This window comes from Luteibacter mycovicinus (genome assembly GCF_000745235.1).
GTDB classification, from domain to species: Bacteria; Pseudomonadota; Gammaproteobacteria; order Xanthomonadales; family Rhodanobacteraceae; genus Luteibacter; species Luteibacter mycovicinus.
Map to the genome: position 1 here is coordinate 3,676,347 of NZ_JQNL01000001.1, position 18,910 is coordinate 3,695,256.

The window sequence follows — 18,910 nt, forward strand, 5'->3', positions numbered from 1 at the left end:
GGCCACTACAGGCGCGCTCCTACCGATCAAGGGGAATCGCGCGTGGGGCGCGATCCCCGGGATTTATTACGGCTGTTGCGCGGCGCGCGGTTCCCTGGTCGGTGAGTCCTTCAGGTCGTGGGCCCGCTTGATCAGGTACTGATGCACCTCTTCCACCTGCTGCATGGTGAGGCTGTCGGCGAACGAGGGCATGCCGTCCATGACGCGGGCGCCGTAGACGATGGCGGCGAAGCGCGCGTGGTTTTCCTTCGACAGGAGGCGCAGGTCGGGCAGCACGCCGCCGGAGACCGCGTTGATACCGTGGCACTGCGAGCAGTTGGCACCGAACGCCTTCTGCCCTTCGGCGATCTGTTCCGGTGTGCCCGTGAGAGGCGGCGGATCGAGCTTGTGGTCGGCGTGCTTGTACTTGAAGTCCGGCAGTTTGGCGGTGCCGCCGAGCTTATAGGTAAGGACTTGTGCGTTAGGCAGCACACCGGCGTTGAGCGAGATGCCGCCTTCAAAGGTCGAGAACGCGCCGCCCCAGCCGACCATGAAAGTCACGTACTGCTCGCCGTCCACCGTATAGGTGATCGGTGCGGCCATGACGCCCGTGTTGGCCGGCTGCTCCCAGAGTTTTTTACCCTTGTCGGCGGAGTACGCCACGACGCGACCGTCGGCGGTGCCTTCGAAGACGAGGTTGCCCGCGGTGGACAGCACGCCGCCGTTGAAGATCGTCTTGTACGGGACTTCCCAGACCATCTTCTGCGTCTTCGGGTCCCAGGCCGTGAGCTTGCCGCTCCAGGTGTTGGCCAGTTCGCGCAGCTCCTTCTCCGCCTCGGGCACCATGCCGGCATCCGCGCCGAGCTGATAGGCGCTCTTGAACTTGCGACGCGGCGGTTCCTTGGCCAGATCCTGGTAGTACGCCGACATGATGTGCGTCGGGATGTAGACCAGACCCGTATCCGGGCTGTACGACATCGGCTGCCAGTCGTGCGCGCCCCAGAACGCGGGTTGCACCAGATGCGGCTTGTGTTCCGGATCCTTCCAGTATTCGGCGCTTTGATTGACCTTCGGACGACCGGTCTTCATGTCGACGCCACTGGACCAGCTGAGCGGGATGATGTTCTTCGCCGACAGCAGCTTGCCGTTGGTGCGATCGATGACGTAGAAGTAGCCGTTCTTCGGCGACTGCATGGCTACCTTGCGCACCTTGCCGTCGATCTTTATGTCGGCAAGGATGATGTGCGCGGTCGCCGTGAAGTCCCAGGCGTCGCCCGGGGTAGTCTGGTAGTGCCATGCGTACTCGCCGGTGTCCACATGGATCGCCACGATGGACGACAGGAACAGGTTGTCGCCCTTGCCTTCGCTGCGGAACTTCGGATTCCACGACGACGCGTTGCCCACGCCGATGTAGAGCAGCTTCAGCTCGGGATCGTACGACATCGAATCCCATACGGTACCGCCGCCACCCTGCGTGACGAACGCACGACCGGTCCACGTCGGACGGGCGATTTCCATCGCCTTGTTCTCGGCCGGCTTGTCCGGATCGCCCGGCACCGTCCAGAAGCGCCAGTCCTGCTTGCCGGTCTCGGCGTCGTACGCGGTGATGTAGCCGCGCGTGCCGTACTCGGCGCCACCGTTACCGATGATCACCTTGCCTTCGACGATGCGCGGCGCGCCGGTGATCGAGATGCTTCGCGTGGTGTCGTAGCGCGTATCGACCGACCAGACCTTCGTGCCGGTCTTCGCGTCGATCGCCTCGAGACGGCCGTCGAGCACGCCCACGTAGACCTTGCCATTCCACACGGCCACACCGCGGTTCACCGCGTCGCAGCAGGCTTCGCCTGCGCGTGCACGGTCCGACTTCGGGTCGTACTTCCATTTCAGCTGGCCGGTTTTCGCGTCAAGTGCGTAAACGATGGAGAAGGGGCCCGTGGTGTACATCACACCGTCGACGACGATGGGTGTCGCTTCGACGCCGCGATCGATGTCGATCTTGTACGTCCATGCCAGGCCTAGCTTGTCGACGTTCTTGTCGGTGATCTGCTTCAACGGGCTGTAGCGCTGCTCGTCGTACGTGCGTCCGGTGGTCATCCAGTTGCCGGGTTCCTTGTCGGCATTGACGATGCGCGCGCCGTCGACGGCGGCCGGTCCCCTGGCGGCATCCTGGGCAAAAGTGGTGGACCCGCCGACGAGGGCGAGGGCGAGTGCCGTCGTCATCGTCAGGAACCGGGCTGGCTTTCCGCTTGCTGGTTTCATGGTGTCTCCCCTCGTGTGTCGCGCCATCAGTCGTGCTGGATGTAGACGACGTGCGTTTCGGTGTATTCGTAAAGGCCGTGCTTGCCGTCGGCGCCGCCGATGCCCGACTTGCGACGACCGGCGTGGAAGCCCTGCATGGCTTCGAAGTTTTCGCGGTTGACGTACGTTTCGCCGAATTCGAGATCGCGCACACCACGGAAGGCGCTGTTGAGATCGCGCGTATACAGCGACGAGGTAAGGCCGTAGTCGGAGTCGTTGGAGTAGGCGACCGCCTGTTCCAGACCGTCGACCAGCACGATAGGCAGGACCGGACCGAAGGTCTCCTTACGGATGATTTCCTGATCGTTGTTTTTCGCGATCAGCACGGTCGGCTCGTAATGGAAGCCCTGGCCGAGGTCGGCGACCTTGCCGCCCGTGATCACTTCGTTGCCCGCGGCGACGGCTCGCTCGACCGCACCGCGTACCTTGTCCAGGCCTGCCTTGTTGATCAGCGGGCCCATGCCGACGGACGCATCCGCGCCGGGATCGCCATAGGTCGTGGCGGCCATGTTCCGGCGAAGCTTCTCGACGAATTCGTCGGCGACCTTGCGGTCGACGTAGACGCGCTCGGCGCAGTTGCACACCTGCCCGGTGTTGATCACGCGCGAATCGGTGATGGCCTTCGCGGCGAGGTCGAGGTCGGCATCGGCCAGCACGATCGCCGGCGCCTTGCCGCCCAGTTCCAGGTTCACGCGGGTGAGGTGCTTGCCCGCCGTCTGCATGATGCGGCTGCCGGTCTCGACGCTGCCGGTGAAGCTGATCAGGCCGACGCCCGGGTTGTCGGTCAGTGCCGCGCCGGCCTTGGCACCGGTGCCGCCGATGAGGTTGAACACGCCCTCGGGCAGGTCGGTCTCCGCGACCAGCTTCGCGAACTCGAACGCATTGAGCGGCGTTTCTTCGCTGGGCTTGATCACCACGGTATTGCCGGTGACCAGTGCGGGAGCCATCTTGCGGGCGATCAGGAAGAACGGGAAGTTCCACGGCAGGATGCCGGCGACGACGCCGATCGGCTTGCGCAGCAGGAAGATGCTTTCGCCCGGGCGGTCGCTGGTGAGCACCTCGCCTTCGAGACGGCGCGCCCATTCGGCCATGTAATCGATGTAGTCGGCGGTGAAGTCGACCTCGACCGCGGCGAGACCCTGCGTCTTGCCTTGTTCGGCGACGATCAGCGCGGCCAGGCGCTCGCGATGCTGGCGCACCTTGGCCGAGATCGCGCGCAGTGCATTGGCGCGCTGGATGGCGGGCAGCTTCGACCACGCCGGCTGCGCCTTGCGCGCGGCGTCCACGGCGGAGGCCACGGTACCGGCGGAGGCTTCCGGCACATGGCCGAGCACGGCCTGCGTTGCCGGGTTGGTGACCTCGACGCTGCCATCGGACGAGTCGCTGACGAACCGTCCGCCGATGTAATTCTGGTAGCTGCTGCTCATATCGTTTCCTTGGGTACGCGCGCCATGCGGCGCGGGGTGTTCAAGCGGTGGGGCGAAGCGGGAGCCAGGGCTCACCGCGTTCGTCGAGAAGAATGGAACGATCGAGGGCGCGCACCGAGGTGTTGCCGGTCAGCGCCATGCTGACATCCAGCTCGCGCCGCAGGATCTCGATCACCCTGGTCACGCCTTCCTGGCCCATGGCACCGAGGCCGTAGAGGAAGGCCTTGCCGATGAGGCCGGCACGCGCGCCAAGGGCCAGCGATTTCAGAAGCGCCTGGCCGGTCTGGATGCCGCCGTCGAAAAGAACCTCGATGTCGTTGCCGACGGCGTCGACGACACGGGGCAGGGCGTAAGCGGAAGCGACGGCGCCATCGAGCTGCCGCCCGCCATGGTTGGAGACGACGATCGCGTCGACGCCCGCCTTGACCGCTGAGCGTGCGTCATCGGGCTCCATGATCCCTTTGAGGATCAGCTTGCCCGGCCACAGGTCGCGGATCCAGCCGATGTCGTCCCAGGTCAGTCGCGGATCGAACTGGTTGCCGATCCACTGCGCGAGGGTAGTGAGGCCATCCGCCCCGTCGATCTGCCCGGCCAGATTGCCGAACGAGCGACTCGGCGCGGACAGGACGCCGCTCACCCAGCGTGGCTTGCCGAGGATGTCGACGAGATTGCGCATCGTCAGCTTCGGCGGCACCGTCATGCCGTTCTTGATCTCGCGATGGCGCTGACCCTGGATCTGCAGGTCGGCGGTCACCATCAGCGCGGAGCAGCCCGCCTCGCGGGCACGGGTGATCAGCGACCTGGTAAAGCCCCGGTCGCGCATCACGTAGATCTGAAACCAGAACGGGTCCTTCACCGCCGCGGCGACTTGTTCGACCGAGCAGATCGACATGGTGCTCAGGCAGAAGGGGATCCCGGCGGCCGCCGCCGCGCGGGCGGCGAGGATCTCGCCCGAGCCGTGGGTCAGGCCGGTGAGGCCGGTCGGCGCGATCGCCAGCGGCACGGACAGCGGCTGGCCGATCACTTCGGTGGTCAGATCACGGCGATCGACATCGATCATGACGCGCTGGCGCAGGTGGATGCGATCGAAGACGGCGCGGTTGTCGCGCAGCGTCACTTCTTCATAAGAGCCGCGGTCGTCGTAGTCGAAAAACGCGCGAGGCACACGTTTGCGGGCGAGATGCCGAAGGTCGGCGACGCAGGTGATCGGAGTGGGCATGCTGGACCATCGAAACGAAAAACCTGCCGGATGCTAGGCAGGCGGTCGCTGCGCCTGAACGAAATAATTTCCTGTCAGGCAAGCGCTCGTGGCGGGTCTTTATGCTGCGGTGCGGAAGGAATGGCGCAGCGGCTCTGCAGCGCCGCCCGTTCGCCAGAACGCAGCGCAGCATAGGCGTGCTGCGCATAGCTGGTTTTGTTTCGTAAGCGTTTTAACCCCGGAGGGGCGGCAGGGGCGTTGAACAGGAGGTCACCCCGTCGAGGTCGCGAAATCAATGAAGTCTTTCGTAAGCCGCCTGTTGCTTGCAGCCTCTTTCGTCGCCTCTCCGGCGGTGTTCGCCTGCCAGCCCGTGTTCTGGCAGCCCACCGGTTTTTCCGTCGGCTACTCGGCCAGCGGCGCCGAACAGAACCTGCCGTCGAATGCGCGGGGTGCCCTGTATGTGGACGTTCGCGATGGTGTGCCTCACGCGCCCTCGCCGGATGATTTCATCGTCACCGACCGCACGACCACTGAACGCCTTCATACGCATGTCGTGGGCCTGAAACGCCCGGACCGGGATGGCTACTACCTCGTCGCGCCCGAGGGCGGCTTCAGGTCGGGCCATGTATACGAGATCGCCATCTCCGGCTCAGCGCAGCCCGGTTCGACCTTCGCCCCATCGGTCCGCGTTGCCGTCGGTCCGCCGCTATCGCCCATCGAATTGGCCGATGGGGTACGGATCGTGACCCGAAGGGATAGCGGCGGAGGGCAGGCGACGGTGGTGGTTGACGTCGCCTATTCGGGCGAGGCCGAGCGCTACGCGCCGCGTCTGGCGAGGCAGGTCACGGCGCCCCGGACGGGCGACGTCGACGAAATCATCGGCCCCTGTGGGCCCGGGCCGCAGCTCCTGCTCGAGTCACCGGGCGGCTGCCATATCGTTTCGGCGCGCGTGGACTTCCCGGAGCTGACCGACGATCCCGTTACGGTGAAGGGGCTGGCATGCATGGGCTGGTTCGCTATTCCGTTGCCCGCCGCATGACCCGCCGAGAGTTTGCTCCAGCCTTCGGCCAGATGGCATGGAAGACCTGGCCGAGGCGGTCGCGCGGTGTTCTGGCGAGGATCCACTGGCGCCCACGTCGACAGCAGGCGATCATTCCGTCCGTGGCGAGCCTGCCGCATGGGGGGAATGCATGAGTATCCAGGACATCGTTCGCGACGACGACGTCGCGGTCTACAAGACGCTGCTCGAATCGACGCGCGCCATTCCATGGAAGATCGACTGGGCGACGCTGCGTTTTGCCTATGTGGGACCGCAGATCGAGGAGCTGCTCGGCTGGGCACCCGAATCCTGGATGACCGTGCAGGACTGGGCCGATCGCATGCACCCCGAGGACCGCGCGTGGGTTTTCGACTTCTGTGTCTCGCAGTCGATGGCGGGCATCGATCACGAGGCCGATTATCGCGCGCTGCGCAAGGACGGCACCTTCGTCTGGATTCGCGATGTCGTGCATGTGGTGCGCAATGAGGACGGCACCCCGAATGCGCTGGTCGGCTTCATGTTCGACATCAGCGAGCGCAAGCGCACGGAAGAAAAGCTGCTCAACATGCAGCGCGAGCTCGAAGAGCTGTCCTTCAAGGATGGCCTGACCGGCGTGCCCAACCGTCGTCGTTTCGACACGATGATGGAGACGGAATGGCGCGACGCCAAAGACAGTCACAAGTCCATTTCGCTCGTCGTCCTCGATATCGATTTCTTCAAGCAGTACAACGATCACTACGGGCATCTGGAGGGCGACGAGTGCCTGAAGCGTGTTGCTTCAGCGCTGTCCGGCATCGTGCGTCGACCCGCCGACCTCCTGTGCCGCTTCGGTGGTGAGGAGTTCGTGCTGTTGTTGCCGGATACCGATGAGGCCGAAGCGTTGGCGCTGGGATGGCGCTGCCTCGATCTGGTCGACAAGGCATTGATCCCGCACGCGGGCATCGGTTCGGGCAAGCGCATCACCATGAGCGCGGGCGTCAACAGCATCGTGCCGAAGGAGGGCGATGAGCTGTCGGCCTTCATCAAGCGCGCCGACCAGCGGCTCTACATGGCCAAGCAGCGGGGTCGTGCCCGGGTGGTTGCGGATGACCTGACCGTCTGAGAGGCCGGCTGGCTGATCCAGCCGGCTTTTCCAGTCATGGGATTTCAGTAAAGCACGCGTGCCCGAAGCGTACCCTCGATCGCCGCCAGCTCGTTACGCAACGCCACGGCATGCTCCTCGCTGGTGGTCACGTCGATCACGACATAACCGACTTGCGGCGAGGTCTGCAGATACTGGCCGTCGATGTTGACCGCCGCTTTGGAGAACACCTCGTTGACCCGCGACAGCACACCCGGAATGTTCCGATGGATGTGCAGCAGGCGGCGGCTGGTCGGGTGGCCGGGCAGGGACACTTCGGGGAAATTCACCGCCGAGAGCGTGCTGCCGTTGTCGCTATAGCGGACCAGCTTGGACGCTACCTCGATACCGATGTTCTCCTGCGCCTCGGCCGTACTGCCGCCGACGTGCGGGGTCAGGATGACGTTGTCCATGCCGACCAGTGGCGAGACGAACGGATCGGTATTGCCCTTGGGTTCCACCGGGAACACATCGATCGCCGCACCGGCGAGGTGCTTCGTACGCAGGGCGTCGGCCAGTGCGTCGATATCCACCACGGTGCCGCGCGAGGCGTTGATCAGCATCGAGCCGGGACGCATGCGGGCGATCTCGGCGGCGCCGATCAGGTTCTTTGTCTGCGGTGTTTCCGGCACGTGCAGCGTGATGACGTCGGCGCGCTCGAGCAGGTCGTCCAGACTGGCCGCGGGGCGTGCATTGCCCAGCGAAAGCTTCGGCTCGACGTCGTGGAAAATCACGCGCATGCCCAGCGATTCGGCGAGCACGCCGACCTGGGTACCGATGTGGCCGTAACCGACGATGCCGAGCACCTTGTCGCGGACCTCGAAGCTGCCGGCGGCCGACTTGGACCAGCCGCCGCGGTGGCACTCGGCGTTCTTTTCCGGGATGCGGCGGACCAGCATGATCGTTTCGGCGATGACCAGCTCCGCCACGCTGCGCGTGTTGGAGTAGGGCGCGTTGAAGACCGGCACGCCCAGTCGCTCGGCGTCGACCGTATCTACCTGGTTGGTGCCGATGCAGAAGCAGCCAACGGCGATCAGGCGGCGGGCCTCCGCAAGCACGTCGGCGGAGAGATGCGTGCGCGAGCGGATACCGACGATGTGCGCATCGGCGATGCGCTCTTTCAGCTCGTCCTCGGGCAGTGACTTCTCGTGAAACTCGATCTGCGAGTAGCCGGCCTGGCGGAAGGTGTCGAGCGCGCTGCGGCTGACGCCTTCGAGGAGCAGCACCTTGATGTCTTCTTTCGGGTACGACGTGCGCTTCATGGCTGACGCTTCTGCTTCGCGGATTCAGGGCTGACCACTATGCCAGATCGTGACGCCCATGTTGCAGCGCACCCGGCGGACTGGCACCCTCGGTGGATACCCGAGCGAGACTCCCATGACCGACCCGCGCCTGGCCGAACTGGCCCGCCTCCTTCCCGAACTCAGGCTGTCGACCGATCCGGGCGACCTCGAGCACCATGGCCGCGACTGGACCCGTCGCTGGACGCCCGCGCCGCTCGCCATTGCCTACCCGGCGACCGTGGAAGAGGTGCAGGGCATCGTCCGCTGGGCGAGCGGGCAGGGCGTGGCCCTGGTGCCTTCGGGCGGCCGGACGGGCCTTTCCGGCGGTGCCGTGGCGGCCAACGGCGAGCTGGTGGTGACCCTCGACCGGATGAACCGCGTGCTCGACTTCGACCCGATCGACCGCACCCTGACCGTCCAGCCGGGCATCGCCCTGGAGGCCGTGCACAACGCGGCGAAGGAACGCGGATTGCTTTACCCGGTGGATTTCGCCGCGCGGGGCTCCTGCCAGATCGGCGGCAATATCGCGACCAACGCCGGCGGCATCCGCGTGATCCGTTACGGCAACACGCGACAATGGGTCGCGGGTCTTAAGGTCGTTACCGGGACCGGCGAGCTGCTGGATCTCAACCGGGGCCTGATCAAGAACGCGTCCGGCTACGACCTGCGCCATCTGGTGATCGGCTCGGAAGGCACGCTCGGCATCGTCGTCGAAGCCACCCTGAGCCTCACGTCACCGCCGCCGCCCTCGCAAGTGATGCTGCTCGCGGTTCCGGCGATGGACGCACTGATGAAGGTCTTCGCCGAGGCGCGCCACCGTCTCCCACTCGGCGCGTTCGAATTCTTTACCGATCGTGCATTGCTGCACGTGACGGCGCACGGTACGCAGCGCCCGTTCGACGAGGACTACCCGTTCTACGTCGTCACCGAATTCGATACCCCGGACGAGGCCGCCGAAGCCGCGGCACTGGCGTTCTTCGAGTTTTGTCTGGGCGAAGGCTGGGTGGTCGATGGCGCGATCAGCTCCAGCGATGCGCAGGCGGCGTCGTTGTGGCGTCTGCGCGAAGGGATTACCGAGTCGCTGGCGCCGCATAAGCCGTATAAAAACGACGTCTCCGTGCGGATTTCCGCGGTCCCGGCGTTCATGGCGGAGATGCAGGCGTTGCTGTCCGCTGAATACCCCCACTTCGATGTCGTCTGGTTCGGCCACATCGGTGACGGCAATCTGCATATCAACGTGCTGAAGCCGGCCGATCTCGACAATGCGGCCTTTGTCGAACAGTGCGAGCACGTCACCTCGCTGCTGGTCGACACGCTGCAGCGCCACGGGGGCAGTATTTCCGCTGAGCACGGTATCGGCCTGGTCAAGAAGCCCTGGCTAGGTAGTGTCCGCAGCGAAGCCGAGATCGCCCTGATGCGCGGGATCAAGTCGGTGTGGGACCCGAACGGCATCATGAATCCCGGGAAGCTGCTCTAAGGCGCTCCGAGCCAAGCGTCAGGCGACGCGCCGCAACAGCGGTATTTTCCTTGCCAGGTGAATCACGAGAGCCGTCGAAACGAAGACCGCGAGCCAGACGATCGGGATGCGGGCCCACCGCGTGGTCAGATCGTTGTCGACGCGCAAGTGTTCCACATAGAGCCACAGGATCATGGGATGCAGCCCATAGATGCCGAGCGAACCGTCGGCGATCCACCGGATCGGCGTCATCAGCGGTGTCGGTACCCGGGTGATGGTCGTCAGCCATACGAAAGCGGACACGGACGACATCGCGACCAGAGGCGTCTGGTACGCGAAGAAGAACTCGTTCGGCTCGCCCCGGTATCCCGAATACAGGCACGTCGCCACGACGATACCCCCCACCGATGCCACGAAGACCAGCAGACATCGCCATCGGTCGGCCGGCGAGACGACCGAAGCGTAGCGAGTGAGATAGGCTCCCAGCACGAAGTAGCCGACGAATCCTGAGAACAGCTGCACGCCCAGGAACGATGGCGGATCCCAGTCTTCCGACACCAGCAGGCGCACCTGGTTGAGCACGCAGGACACCAGGAACCATAGCATCAGGAAGACCCTTGTCTCCGCTGGCGTCGACGCTCGCAACATCCTGCTCAGGAAGGGTGCGGAAAGATAGAGGCCCAAAGCCACGTAGAAGTACCAAAGGTGTCGGTACGGCTCCATGAGGTAATGGGCGACGTGAGCGGTCCATGAAACGGAGCGGTCACCGAAGACGACGACATACACGACGGTCCAGAACACCAGGGGCGGCACGACGCGCGACGCGCGGCGGCGATAGAACGTCGGGATCGGCTCGTCCTTCCACAGCAGCAATGCCCCGGACAACATGAAGAAGATCGGAACCGCAGCCCTGGCGACGGCGTCGTATGTCACGGATGGCAGCCACATCGGCCCGAACGCATAGAAATAGGTGGCGGCGGTGTGGACCAGCACCACCATGGCGCAGGCGACCGCTCGTGTGACGTCCATGGCGGGCGAGCGACCCGCTTGCGGTGTCATCCGACCGGTCTCGACGTCGAAGGACTCGACCGATGAGCGCGGGAGTCAGCGTGTAAAGCGGCACCGAGTCGATGCACATGCAGTGCCCCCAGGAGCACGCCAAGCGTGATCGCCAGCGACAGGATCAGGGTCGCGGATTCGAAACCCAGCGCGTCCATGAGACCGCCGGTCAGCAAGGCAGCGATGGGCGTGCCACACAACGTGGCCGCCGCAAAACGTGTCATCTCCTGGCCCACATCGCGTGACGGAACATGGCGTTGCAGCCACGACTGCGACTGGACGCCATGGCGGGCGGCGGCGACGGCAAGCAGGAAGAACGCCAGCAGCGTCATCGCCGGACCGCTTGCCTGATGAAGAACCAGGTAGGCGGAAGATGCGACGGCCCAGCAGGCCAGCATCCGGCGCACGGTACCTCGGAAGGAAGGCGCGACGCGCAGGGCGACCGCGCTGGCCACGCCGACACCGATGCACTGCACGACATAGATCAGCAGATAACTCCCGCCTCGATATCTGGCCAGGATCAAGGGCAGCAGGACCTGCACCGGACCGAACACGAGCACCGAGCTGGCGAAGACATAGGCATGGAACACGCGTGGGATGGCTGCGGCCCCGGTCGTGTCCGACGGTGTGACCCGTGGGCTCGATGGCCCGCCGGGCGATCGGCGGATCGGGGCATGGCGGCTCAGCGCAGCCAGCAATGGCAGGGAGCAGAAGACGCAGATCGCGTCGATGCCGAATGCCACGGCCAATCCCGCATCTCCCCGGGTGCCGAAAACCAGCCATCCGGCAACCAGCGGCAGTACCACGGTCGCCGCCGCCGAGACCAGCGCGAAGATCGCGTTGCCGATCGACAGCCAGCCTTTGCGGACATACAAAGTGAACACGGCGCGCCCGGCGGGAAATGCCACGGCCCAGACGACGCCACCGAGTGCGGTCGACACGTATACGGCGACGATCGACATGCCACCCAGCCAGACCAGCGACGCGATCGCCGCATTGGCGACGACGAAGAACCACCGACACAGGCGCAGCGTTCGCAACGGGTCGACGCGATCGAGCAGACGCGGGAAAGCCAGCAACAGACAAAGGCCCGGCGCAGCCTCGATCGCCATCGTGATGCCGAGGTCCCATGCTTTTCCGGTCAGCCGCATGACCAGAAACGGCAAGGCGACCAGCGTGAAGCTGGCTCCGAGCGTGGTCGTCAGATTGTCCAGAAGCAGCAGCTTGAAACGTGGCTCCCTGCGGCCAATGCGCCACACCCGCCGCAACCGGTCCATCGCTCCGATCATGCTCACGATCCGCTGGATCGATCCGCGTGCCGCATGAAGAACACATCGCCGTCGCTGTCCAGTCGCAGGCCGAACGCGGTGGCGACCGTTCGCAGTTTACGCTCGTCGAGCAGCCAGGCGGGCTCGACATCGTCCACGCCGACATCGAGCACCCATCGCATACCGAGCCAATGCGTGAGGATGACGCCATCCTCCGCCAGTGCTTCGGCGATCGCAGCGAAGTAACGCTCGAAGTGCTTCTGGCAGCAGGCAAAGCTGCTCAGGTTGTTGTCGACGATGTAATCGAACGACCCTGCATCGAAAGCGTTGGCGAAGGCTTCGCCATGCTTGTTCATGAGCAGTGGCGTATAGCCGGGCAGGTCGAGCATCTGTGCATGTCGCAATTCATCGACGGAGACCGTGACCGCGACAATGGCGCCGACTTTGTCCGCCAGCAGACTGGCGAGAGACGAATTGCCCGCCCCGACATGCAGGATGCGTTTGCCCGCCAGCGGAGCGTGCGTCAGCCAGCGATTGATGGCGATCTGGTCGTCGGTAGGCGGGCAGGACGAATAATCGATCAGTGGCCATGAAATGGCATCCGCGGCCGCGTTATGGCGTTCGACCGTTGGCTCGATGCCGCAGTCGCCGAGAATGACACCGATGTCAAATCTTCCTGCGGACGACGGCGTGCAAGGCACGTTTTCGGAAAGAAGTTTTTGAGAAGAGGGTGCCATGTCGCCGGACTCCGCGAGGACGGATGATCAATGCAGGTGCAGCTTTCGCCGCCGTAAAAGGTGCCCGGATAAAAGACACTCGTCGGGGGATGGAAACTGTGCGGCTCCTCACAGATTGCCGCAGACCGGAACGACATGCTCGACGCCGACCTCATGACATCGTTGTCAATATGATCAGTCTATCGGTGCTTCTGGGCTTTATCGGCTTTTCGACTTTGCTTCTGGCGCTGTGTCTCTTGTTTCTGCTTGTCTGGTCGGTGGTGAAGGCGTTTCGTCCCGTGCAGGTCGCCACCCCGGGGGCGGCGACCTATCCGTTCGTTTCCATTCTCGTGCCGTTCTTCAACGAACCCGAGGACTCGTTTCTGCGTACGCTCGACGCGATCGAGGCGACCGACTATCGCGGAAAGATGGAAGTCATCCTCATCGACGACGGTTCGAGCAATGCGACACCCGGCTGTCTTGCCGAATGGTTGCGACATCCCCGACGGAAGCACTACGTGCTGTGTTCGCTCGCGCGAAACAGTGGTGCCAAGGGGCGAGCGCTCGATGCGGCGCTCCCCTTGATTTCGGCCGAGTCCGATGTCGTGACGGTGATCGACAGCGACACTGTCATTCTGCCGGGAGCCCTGCGGCTGGCGGTGGAGGCGCTGTACGCGTCGCCCACGCACGCGGCGGCCTGTGGCCTCATCGTGCCAGCCGGTCGCCACGATTCCTGGCTGCACAGCTTCCAGTTTTACGAGCATGTCGGCGCACTGGCGACGATCCGATTCGTTCAGAGCCGCATGGGGATGGTCAACGTCGTCGCCGGCGCGTTCTCCTTGCACAAGACCGCCGTGATTCGGGAGCTGGGTGGCTGGGGCGAGTGGCTGGTGGAGGACATTGCCTGGACCTGGCGAGCACTGGCACACGGCTACACCATCGGCTACGCGCCGGATGCCATCGCCTATACGGTCTGTCCTTCGACCTTGTTCGGACTGTTCCGGCAGCGACGTCGCTGGGCCCGTGGCAGGCTGGAATCGTTCCGTGTCGCCTGGCGGATATCCCGCGCGCATACGATGAAGATGTTGCCCTGGTGGCTGCTCTGGGCGCAGTCGGCCCTTCTGCCGACGCTACTGCTGAGCATCGCCGCCGCCTGGCTCTACGACAGCAGGCTGCTGTTCGGTCTGGCTGTCGCGAACTGGGTGGTGATGGCTCTGCTGAACGGAGTCGCCTGTCTGCAGGCACGCCACAGGCTGAAGCTCGGCTGGCGGGACATGCTGCTGGTTTCGCTCTACAACACCGGCATCGATACCTTGTTGCTGCCGGCCAATGTGATCGGCCTGGTCGACGAACTGCGCGGCGGACGCAAGAGCTGGCTGACCCGCTGATCAGCGCCGGATGCAAGGCGAGACCAGGCTACGCTGCCCTTCTACCTGACGACACGGCATGGATTACCACGCATTTCTCTCCCAGTTTCCGGATACGTACATCGGCCGTGGTCGCACCGATCGACGCGAGATCGCTTTGACGTTCGACGACGGCCCGGGACGGGCGACATCGGCCTTGCTGACGACGCTGCGCGAGTGCGACGTGCAAGCCACCTTCTTCTGTGTGGGCGAGAAGGCACGCCGTGCGACCGACACGGTGCGGGCCATCGCACGTGACGGGCACGAGGTAGGCAATCACGGTTTCACTCATCGCGATCTGCGAGCGCTCGATCCTGGGACGTTCTGGATGACCGAGGTTCTGCCGGCCCGCGCGCTGCTGGAGGATGTGTCGGGCACGCCAGTGACGCTGTTTCGTCCACCCTTCGGCGAGATTTCCGCGGCCCAGACGGGGCGCCTCGCCGAAGAAGGCGTGACGCTCGTCGGCTGGTCGATCGATCCGCGCGACTGGGACGAGGTCGAGGCAAAGGACCACACCGGCCGTGTCGTGCGTCACGTGATCGAGCAGGTGCACCCCGGCGCGATCGTGCTGCTTCACGATGGTGACGAGGGCGAAAGGGCCCGTCCCGCGATCGCCGAGGTCGTCAGGCTCGTCGTACCCGCGCTGCGAACGATGGGTTTCAGCTTCGTCACCGCCGGTCACCTGCGGGACGCCCGGTAGCCGAAGCGCTTCAGGTTGGCAGGCGGCGGTGCGCCCATTAGCCTATTGGGCCCGCCTCTCCACAGGACCCGCCCCCATGGCCCAGGATTCTCCCGACCTCTACCCGTCGATCGAGCCCTTCAACAGCGGCACGCTCGCGGTCTCGCCGCTGCACACGCTCTATTTCGAGGAAAGCGGCAATCCTCAGGGCAAGCCGGTGGTCTTTCTCCACGGCGGCCCGGGTGGCGGCACGAATCCGCGTTGCCGTCGCTTCTTCGATCCGAAGAAGTACCGCATCGTGCTCTTCGACCAGCGTGGCTGTGGCAAGTCCACACCGCATGCCGAACTGACCGATAACACGACGTGGGATCTGGTCGCCGACATCGAGCGCCTTCGCGAGCATCTGGGTATCGACACGTGGCAGGTCTTCGGCGGCTCGTGGGGCTCCACGCTGGCGCTGGCCTATGCCGAGAAGCATCCGGATCGCGTGAGCGAACTCGTCCTGCGCGGCATCTTCATGCTGCGTCGTTCGGAACTGGAGTGGTTCTACCAGGGCGGTTGCGACCAGCTCTATCCCGATGCCTGGGAGACGTATCTGTCGGCCATTCCGCAGGCGGAGCACGGCGACCTGATCAGCGCCTACCATCGCCGGCTGACCAGTGAAGACCCGGCGGTCCGCGTGGCCGCGGCACGGGCGTGGTCGGTGTGGGAGGGCGCGACCAGCTACCTTTACCAGGACGAGGGGCATATCGCGTCAAGCGGCGAGGACGAGTTCGCGCTCGCGTTCGCCCGGATCGAATGCCACTACTTCGTCAATGCCGGCTTCTTCGAGGTCGACGGCCAGCTGTTGCGCGACGTGAGCAAGATTCGCCATATCCCCACGGTGATCGTGCAGGGACGTTACGACGTGGTGTGTCCCGTGCGTAGCGCATGGGATCTGCATCGCGCGTTCCCGGAAGCCGATCTGAAGATCGTGCAGGACGCGGGGCATTCGGCGTTCGAGCCGGGGATCATCAAGGAGCTGGTACGGGCTACGGATCGGTTTGCCGGCTGACAAAACAGGTAGGAGCGCGCCCCGCGCGCGAAAAGCCCGTTCGCGACAGAGCGTCGCACAGAGCCTTTCGCGCGCAGGGCGCGCTCCTACACGGGGTTTAGAACAAACCCAGCGGCAGCGTCACCATGTCGACCACGAAACCATCGTGGTCCGATGAGCCCAGCGCCTTCTTCACATCGGTCGCCGACGCGGAATCGTCCAGCGTCTGTACCGGTGCGTCGAGGTTGCCGCGGCCGTACTGCATCTTGAGGAACAGGCCACGGGCCACCGTGTTGAGCAGCGCATGGTCGAGCACCTGGTGCGTCGGCACCGAGCGCGGGGCCTGGCCCTGGATGTTGCCGAAGTTCTCGGTGAACAGGAACGAATAACGATCGTTCGCCGGTACCGAATCCACGGCGTTCCACAGTGCCGGCCTGACCAGGTTCTTGCCCAGCTTCAGCAGGTTCTGGCTGTCGTCGTAGCGACCGGATATCAGGCCGACTACGTCGGTGAAGCCATCGCTGAACTGATACGCGTTGAAGTCACCGACGACCAGCAGCGGCGCGAGAAGGTTCTTGCGGTCGGTCTGAATCGCCTGGACCTGGGTCGCCAGCGACTTCGCCTGCAGGAAGCGCTTTTCGCGGTCGCGATCGGCGGTGGTGCCGGTCTTGTCCACGTTCTGGCGTGCCTTCGGGTGCACCGAGATCACGTTGATGCGCATCTTGCCGAGGATCGACGGTACTTCGGCGGTCAGCAGCAGCGGCGGATGGTCGTGCACGAAGGCGGTCGAACCCTGATCCTCCCAGGTTTCATCCGCGCCCAGCTGGCGCACGTCGAGCACGCGTACGCGGTCGGTACGCACCAGGAAACCGACGTTGATACCGCTCGGATCGTGGCCTTCCTGCAGGAACGCTTCGTACTGTGCCGGGTAGTCGTCACCCAGTTGCCTGGCGAGGCCCTGCAGCACGGCGAGGCTCTTCACTTCTTCCACAGAGAGGATGTCGGGCAGCTTGAGCACGCCGCCGATGTATGCGGACAGGCGCTGCGTCTTAAGTTTGACCTGATCCGCCGTCGGCTCGGTGTCGCCGCCGCTGCAGGTAAAGGTCGTGTTGAAGTTGGTGTCGCAGAAACGCTCGGTGTTGAGCGCGCCCACCCGCACCGCGTAGAACGCACGCGAGTCCACGGGACGCGGCAGTTCGACCGCTTTCTTCACCGTGACCTTGGTCGGGATCAGCGTATACGCACCGAACGCGTACGACATGACGCCTTCCGCGCGGAACGTGGTGCCCGCGTTGAATGGCGTGTTGGCCGGCACGGCACCGTAGTCGGCGGTGTTCATCTTGAACACTTCCGGGTTGCCCGACCAGTTCGGCAGGTTGACGCCGTCGGGCACGGCTACCGTGTAGCGCACGCCCGGCTTGCGCAGCGAACGCTGGCCATTGGCGGTGATGTACACCTCGGCGAACGGTTCGTTGCTGAAGCGCAGGTTGCCTGTGGTGATCATGCCGTTGTCGATGGCGACACGCATGCCGACATAGCACTGGAAGTTGGTGTCGCCGCAGGAAAGGGCGTTGGGATCCGTGGAGGGGATCTTGTCATCGAAGACGACGGCGGCCGGCAGCTTCGCGCCGTGCATCGTCGTGACGACCGTGGCGCTCTTCAGCTCAGGCAGGTTGTAATAATTGTCGACCGTCGCTTCCACGTTCACCAGGTCACCGATCTTGACCGTCGGTGCCGAACTGGTGAACACATAGATGCCGTTGGAGGTGAGGCGGTCGTCATCCGCACGGTTGTCCGGCGTCTGGATGGTGAAGCCTGCGGGGCCGACGGCGGTCACCACGTTACCCGTCGTGGCGACACGCTTGCCGACCAGTGGCGAGACCTGACCGCGACCGGTGACCTGCCAGATTTCGGCGGCGATGGGGATCTGATTGAGGATGGCGCCGACGGCCGTGTCCTTCGCCAGCGTCACGTCACCCGTCGCGTTGGACAGGTTGACGCGCAGCGCCTTGTCCGGTCCGGCCGCCCTAGCCCCGTGCACGTTCACCGTGAGGGTCGTCGTGGTCGAACCGGCCGGAATCGTGAGCGTCGTATCCACGGCGTCATAGTCGCCGGCCGCCACGGTGGCGGTGTCGTCGGCGGTCCGGGCATGCACGGTGACGTCGGTGTCCGCCGGCTCGCTCAGCGTGACTGAGAACGGCATCGGCACGTCGTCGCCGTTACGCAGGCTCACTGTGGCATCGGCGATCGACAGGCTGGTGCCCTGGACCGTGCACGGCGATGTGCTTGCGCGCGGAGCGGTCGGTGCGACCTTCACCCAGTCCGCCGAGTTGTCGCCGGTGGACTGCGGCAGGCCTGCGCCGTTGACCTTGCGCTGGTAACCCTGGTCCGAATTGCCGGTACCCAGCGTCGTCAGCGCCGTGCCGAGCTTGTACGCCGAACCCGCGCTGAGGCCTACCTGATCGATGACCGAGCCCGAGGCGTCGAGCAGAGCGAGGCCACCGTCGTCGGTGACGCCGGTGGAGTAGCTCAGGTCAGGCGTTACCGTGCCCGAATAGCCCGATGCCGCCTTGTTGGAAAGCAGCAGGAAGCAGCCCGGAGCGACCGATGTCCCGGCAGGGAAGGTGAAGCGTGTGCCGGTCGTGCCGCTCGCGTTGGATGCGTTGAACTTGTAGCCGGACACGTCCAGCGCGGCGGTGCCGGTGTTCTGCACCTCGACGAATTCGTCGTTGCCGCCGGCGGGCCCGCGTACGCGGAACTGGGTGATGGAAAGGTCCGCCGCCTGCAGCGGAAGGACGGCCATGAGGCCTGCCAGCGCCGCCCATGTGGCGCGCTGTGACGTGGTCAAACGCATTCGAATGTCCCCTCGAGTCGTTGGTTGTACGCGACCCACAGCGTCGCCCGGTCCTCGCGCGACGTTCCCCCCGTGAAGGTCCGTACCGGCGAGTC

The 18,910-nt window shown here is 64.7% G+C and carries 14 protein-coding genes; 6 read left to right on the plus strand and 8 right to left on the minus strand.

The window, feature by feature from the left end:
- Window positions 1-66 precede the first annotated feature (66 nt).
- The 3 genes from FA85_RS16190 to FA85_RS16200 are packed head-to-tail and all read right to left on the minus strand — an operon-like array spanning window position 67 to window position 4,923.
- Window positions 67-2,238, minus strand: coding sequence for a PQQ-dependent dehydrogenase, methanol/ethanol family (locus tag FA85_RS16190; RefSeq protein WP_036114909.1), 2,172 nt, complete (start codon window positions 2,236-2,238; stop codon window positions 67-69).
- Window positions 2,239-2,264: 26 nt separating this feature from the next.
- Entirely contained in the window at window positions 2,265-3,704 is a 1,440-nt protein-coding gene (aldA, locus tag FA85_RS16195) for an aldehyde dehydrogenase (RefSeq protein ID WP_036114907.1), read from the minus strand.
- 40 nt (window positions 3,705-3,744) lie between these two features.
- On the minus strand, window positions 3,745-4,923 hold the full coding sequence (locus tag FA85_RS16200) for an alpha-hydroxy acid oxidase (protein WP_036114903.1): 1,179 nt from the start codon (window positions 4,921-4,923) through the stop codon (window positions 3,745-3,747).
- Between the two features lie 274 nt (window positions 4,924-5,197).
- Here FA85_RS16200 and FA85_RS16205 point away from each other — a divergent pair, with 274 nt between their 5' ends.
- Both FA85_RS16205 and FA85_RS16210 read left to right on the plus strand, forming a co-directional pair.
- Entirely contained in the window at window positions 5,198-5,941 is a 744-nt protein-coding gene (locus FA85_RS16205) for a hypothetical protein (protein WP_036114901.1), read from the plus strand.
- Window positions 5,942-6,092: 151 nt separating this feature from the next.
- On the plus strand, window positions 6,093-7,043 hold the full coding sequence (locus tag FA85_RS16210) for a GGDEF domain-containing protein (protein ID WP_036114900.1): 951 nt from the start codon (window positions 6,093-6,095) through the stop codon (window positions 7,041-7,043).
- Between the two features lie 44 nt (window positions 7,044-7,087).
- Here the strand turns inward: FA85_RS16210 and serA are convergent, their stop codons facing one another.
- Window positions 7,088-8,323 carry a phosphoglycerate dehydrogenase gene (gene serA / locus FA85_RS16215; protein ID WP_036114897.1) on the minus strand — a complete coding sequence of 412 codons (1,236 nt, stop codon included), beginning with the start codon at window positions 8,321-8,323 and terminating at the stop codon, window positions 7,088-7,090.
- A gap of 115 nt (window positions 8,324-8,438) precedes the next feature.
- Between serA and FA85_RS16220 the strand changes: the two genes are divergently transcribed.
- Window positions 8,439-9,821 (plus strand): FAD-binding oxidoreductase, encoded by a 1,383-nt coding sequence (locus FA85_RS16220; protein ID WP_036114895.1) that lies wholly within the window; start codon window positions 8,439-8,441, stop codon window positions 9,819-9,821.
- Between the two features lie 18 nt (window positions 9,822-9,839).
- Here FA85_RS16220 and FA85_RS16225 read toward each other — a convergent pair whose 3' ends face one another.
- The 3 genes from FA85_RS16225 to FA85_RS16235 are packed head-to-tail and all read right to left on the minus strand — an operon-like array spanning window position 9,840 to window position 12,864.
- Complete coding sequence (locus tag FA85_RS16225; protein ID WP_081907551.1) at window positions 9,840-10,859, minus strand: acyltransferase; 1,020 nt, start codon at window positions 10,857-10,859, stop codon at window positions 9,840-9,842.
- Window positions 10,856-12,148: an MFS transporter gene (locus FA85_RS16230; protein WP_036114889.1), complete on the minus strand. Its 1,293-nt coding sequence runs from the start codon at window positions 12,146-12,148 to the stop codon at window positions 10,856-10,858. The genes FA85_RS16225 and FA85_RS16230 overlap by 4 nt, the downstream gene beginning before the upstream one ends.
- Before the next feature lie 2 nt (window positions 12,149-12,150).
- Complete coding sequence (locus FA85_RS16235; RefSeq protein WP_036114888.1) at window positions 12,151-12,864, minus strand: SAM-dependent methyltransferase; 714 nt, start codon at window positions 12,862-12,864, stop codon at window positions 12,151-12,153.
- Window positions 12,865-13,034: 170 nt separating this feature from the next.
- Between FA85_RS16235 and FA85_RS16240 the strand changes: the two genes are divergently transcribed.
- From FA85_RS16240 to pip, 3 genes are all read left to right on the plus strand, one after another.
- A complete protein-coding gene (locus FA85_RS16240) occupies window positions 13,035-14,231 on the plus strand; it encodes a glycosyltransferase family 2 protein (protein WP_051943870.1) in 1,197 nt (398 codons plus the stop codon).
- A gap of 58 nt (window positions 14,232-14,289) precedes the next feature.
- Complete coding sequence (locus FA85_RS16245) at window positions 14,290-14,949, plus strand: polysaccharide deacetylase family protein (RefSeq protein ID WP_036114883.1); 660 nt, start codon at window positions 14,290-14,292, stop codon at window positions 14,947-14,949.
- Window positions 14,950-15,025: 76 nt separating this feature from the next.
- Window positions 15,026-15,982 (plus strand): prolyl aminopeptidase, encoded by a 957-nt coding sequence (gene pip / locus FA85_RS16250; protein ID WP_036114880.1) that lies wholly within the window; start codon window positions 15,026-15,028, stop codon window positions 15,980-15,982.
- A gap of 97 nt (window positions 15,983-16,079) precedes the next feature.
- Here pip and FA85_RS16255 read toward each other — a convergent pair whose 3' ends face one another.
- Window positions 16,080-18,815, minus strand: coding sequence for a lamin tail domain-containing protein (locus tag FA85_RS16255; RefSeq protein WP_081907549.1), 2,736 nt, complete (start codon window positions 18,813-18,815; stop codon window positions 16,080-16,082).
- Window positions 18,816-18,910 lie beyond the last annotated feature (95 nt).

What these genes read in the sequence shown, in the direction of transcription:
- FA85_RS16235 (WP_036114888.1), bottom strand. Translation starts at nt 12,864, where the DNA reads ATGGCACCCTCTTCTCAAAAACTTCTTTCCGAAAACGTGCCTTGCACG.
- FA85_RS16245 (WP_036114883.1), top strand. Translation starts at nt 14,290, where the DNA reads ATGGATTACCACGCATTTCTCTCCCAGTTTCCGGATACGTACATCGGC.
- pip (WP_036114880.1), top strand. Translation starts at nt 15,026, where the DNA reads ATGGCCCAGGATTCTCCCGACCTCTACCCGTCGATCGAGCCCTTCAAC.
- FA85_RS16220 (WP_036114895.1), top strand. Translation starts at nt 8,439, where the DNA reads ATGACCGACCCGCGCCTGGCCGAACTGGCCCGCCTCCTTCCCGAACTC.
- serA (WP_036114897.1), bottom strand. Translation starts at nt 8,323, where the DNA reads ATGAAGCGCACGTCGTACCCGAAAGAAGACATCAAGGTGCTGCTCCTC.
- aldA (WP_036114907.1), bottom strand. Translation starts at nt 3,704, where the DNA reads ATGAGCAGCAGCTACCAGAATTACATCGGCGGACGGTTCGTCAGCGAC.
- FA85_RS16205 (WP_036114901.1), top strand. Translation starts at nt 5,198, where the DNA reads ATGAAGTCTTTCGTAAGCCGCCTGTTGCTTGCAGCCTCTTTCGTCGCC.
- FA85_RS16255 (WP_081907549.1), bottom strand. Translation starts at nt 18,815, where the DNA reads ATGCGTTTGACCACGTCACAGCGCGCCACATGGGCGGCGCTGGCAGGC.
- FA85_RS16200 (WP_036114903.1), bottom strand. Translation starts at nt 4,923, where the DNA reads ATGCCCACTCCGATCACCTGCGTCGCCGACCTTCGGCATCTCGCCCGC.
- FA85_RS16210 (WP_036114900.1), top strand. Translation starts at nt 6,093, where the DNA reads ATGAGTATCCAGGACATCGTTCGCGACGACGACGTCGCGGTCTACAAG.
- FA85_RS16190 (WP_036114909.1), bottom strand. Translation starts at nt 2,238, where the DNA reads ATGAAACCAGCAAGCGGAAAGCCAGCCCGGTTCCTGACGATGACGACG.
- FA85_RS16225 (WP_081907551.1), bottom strand. Translation starts at nt 10,859, where the DNA reads ATGACACCGCAAGCGGGTCGCTCGCCCGCCATGGACGTCACACGAGCG.
- FA85_RS16240 (WP_051943870.1), top strand. Translation starts at nt 13,035, where the DNA reads ATGATCAGTCTATCGGTGCTTCTGGGCTTTATCGGCTTTTCGACTTTG.
- FA85_RS16230 (WP_036114889.1), bottom strand. Translation starts at nt 12,148, where the DNA reads ATGATCGGAGCGATGGACCGGTTGCGGCGGGTGTGGCGCATTGGCCGC.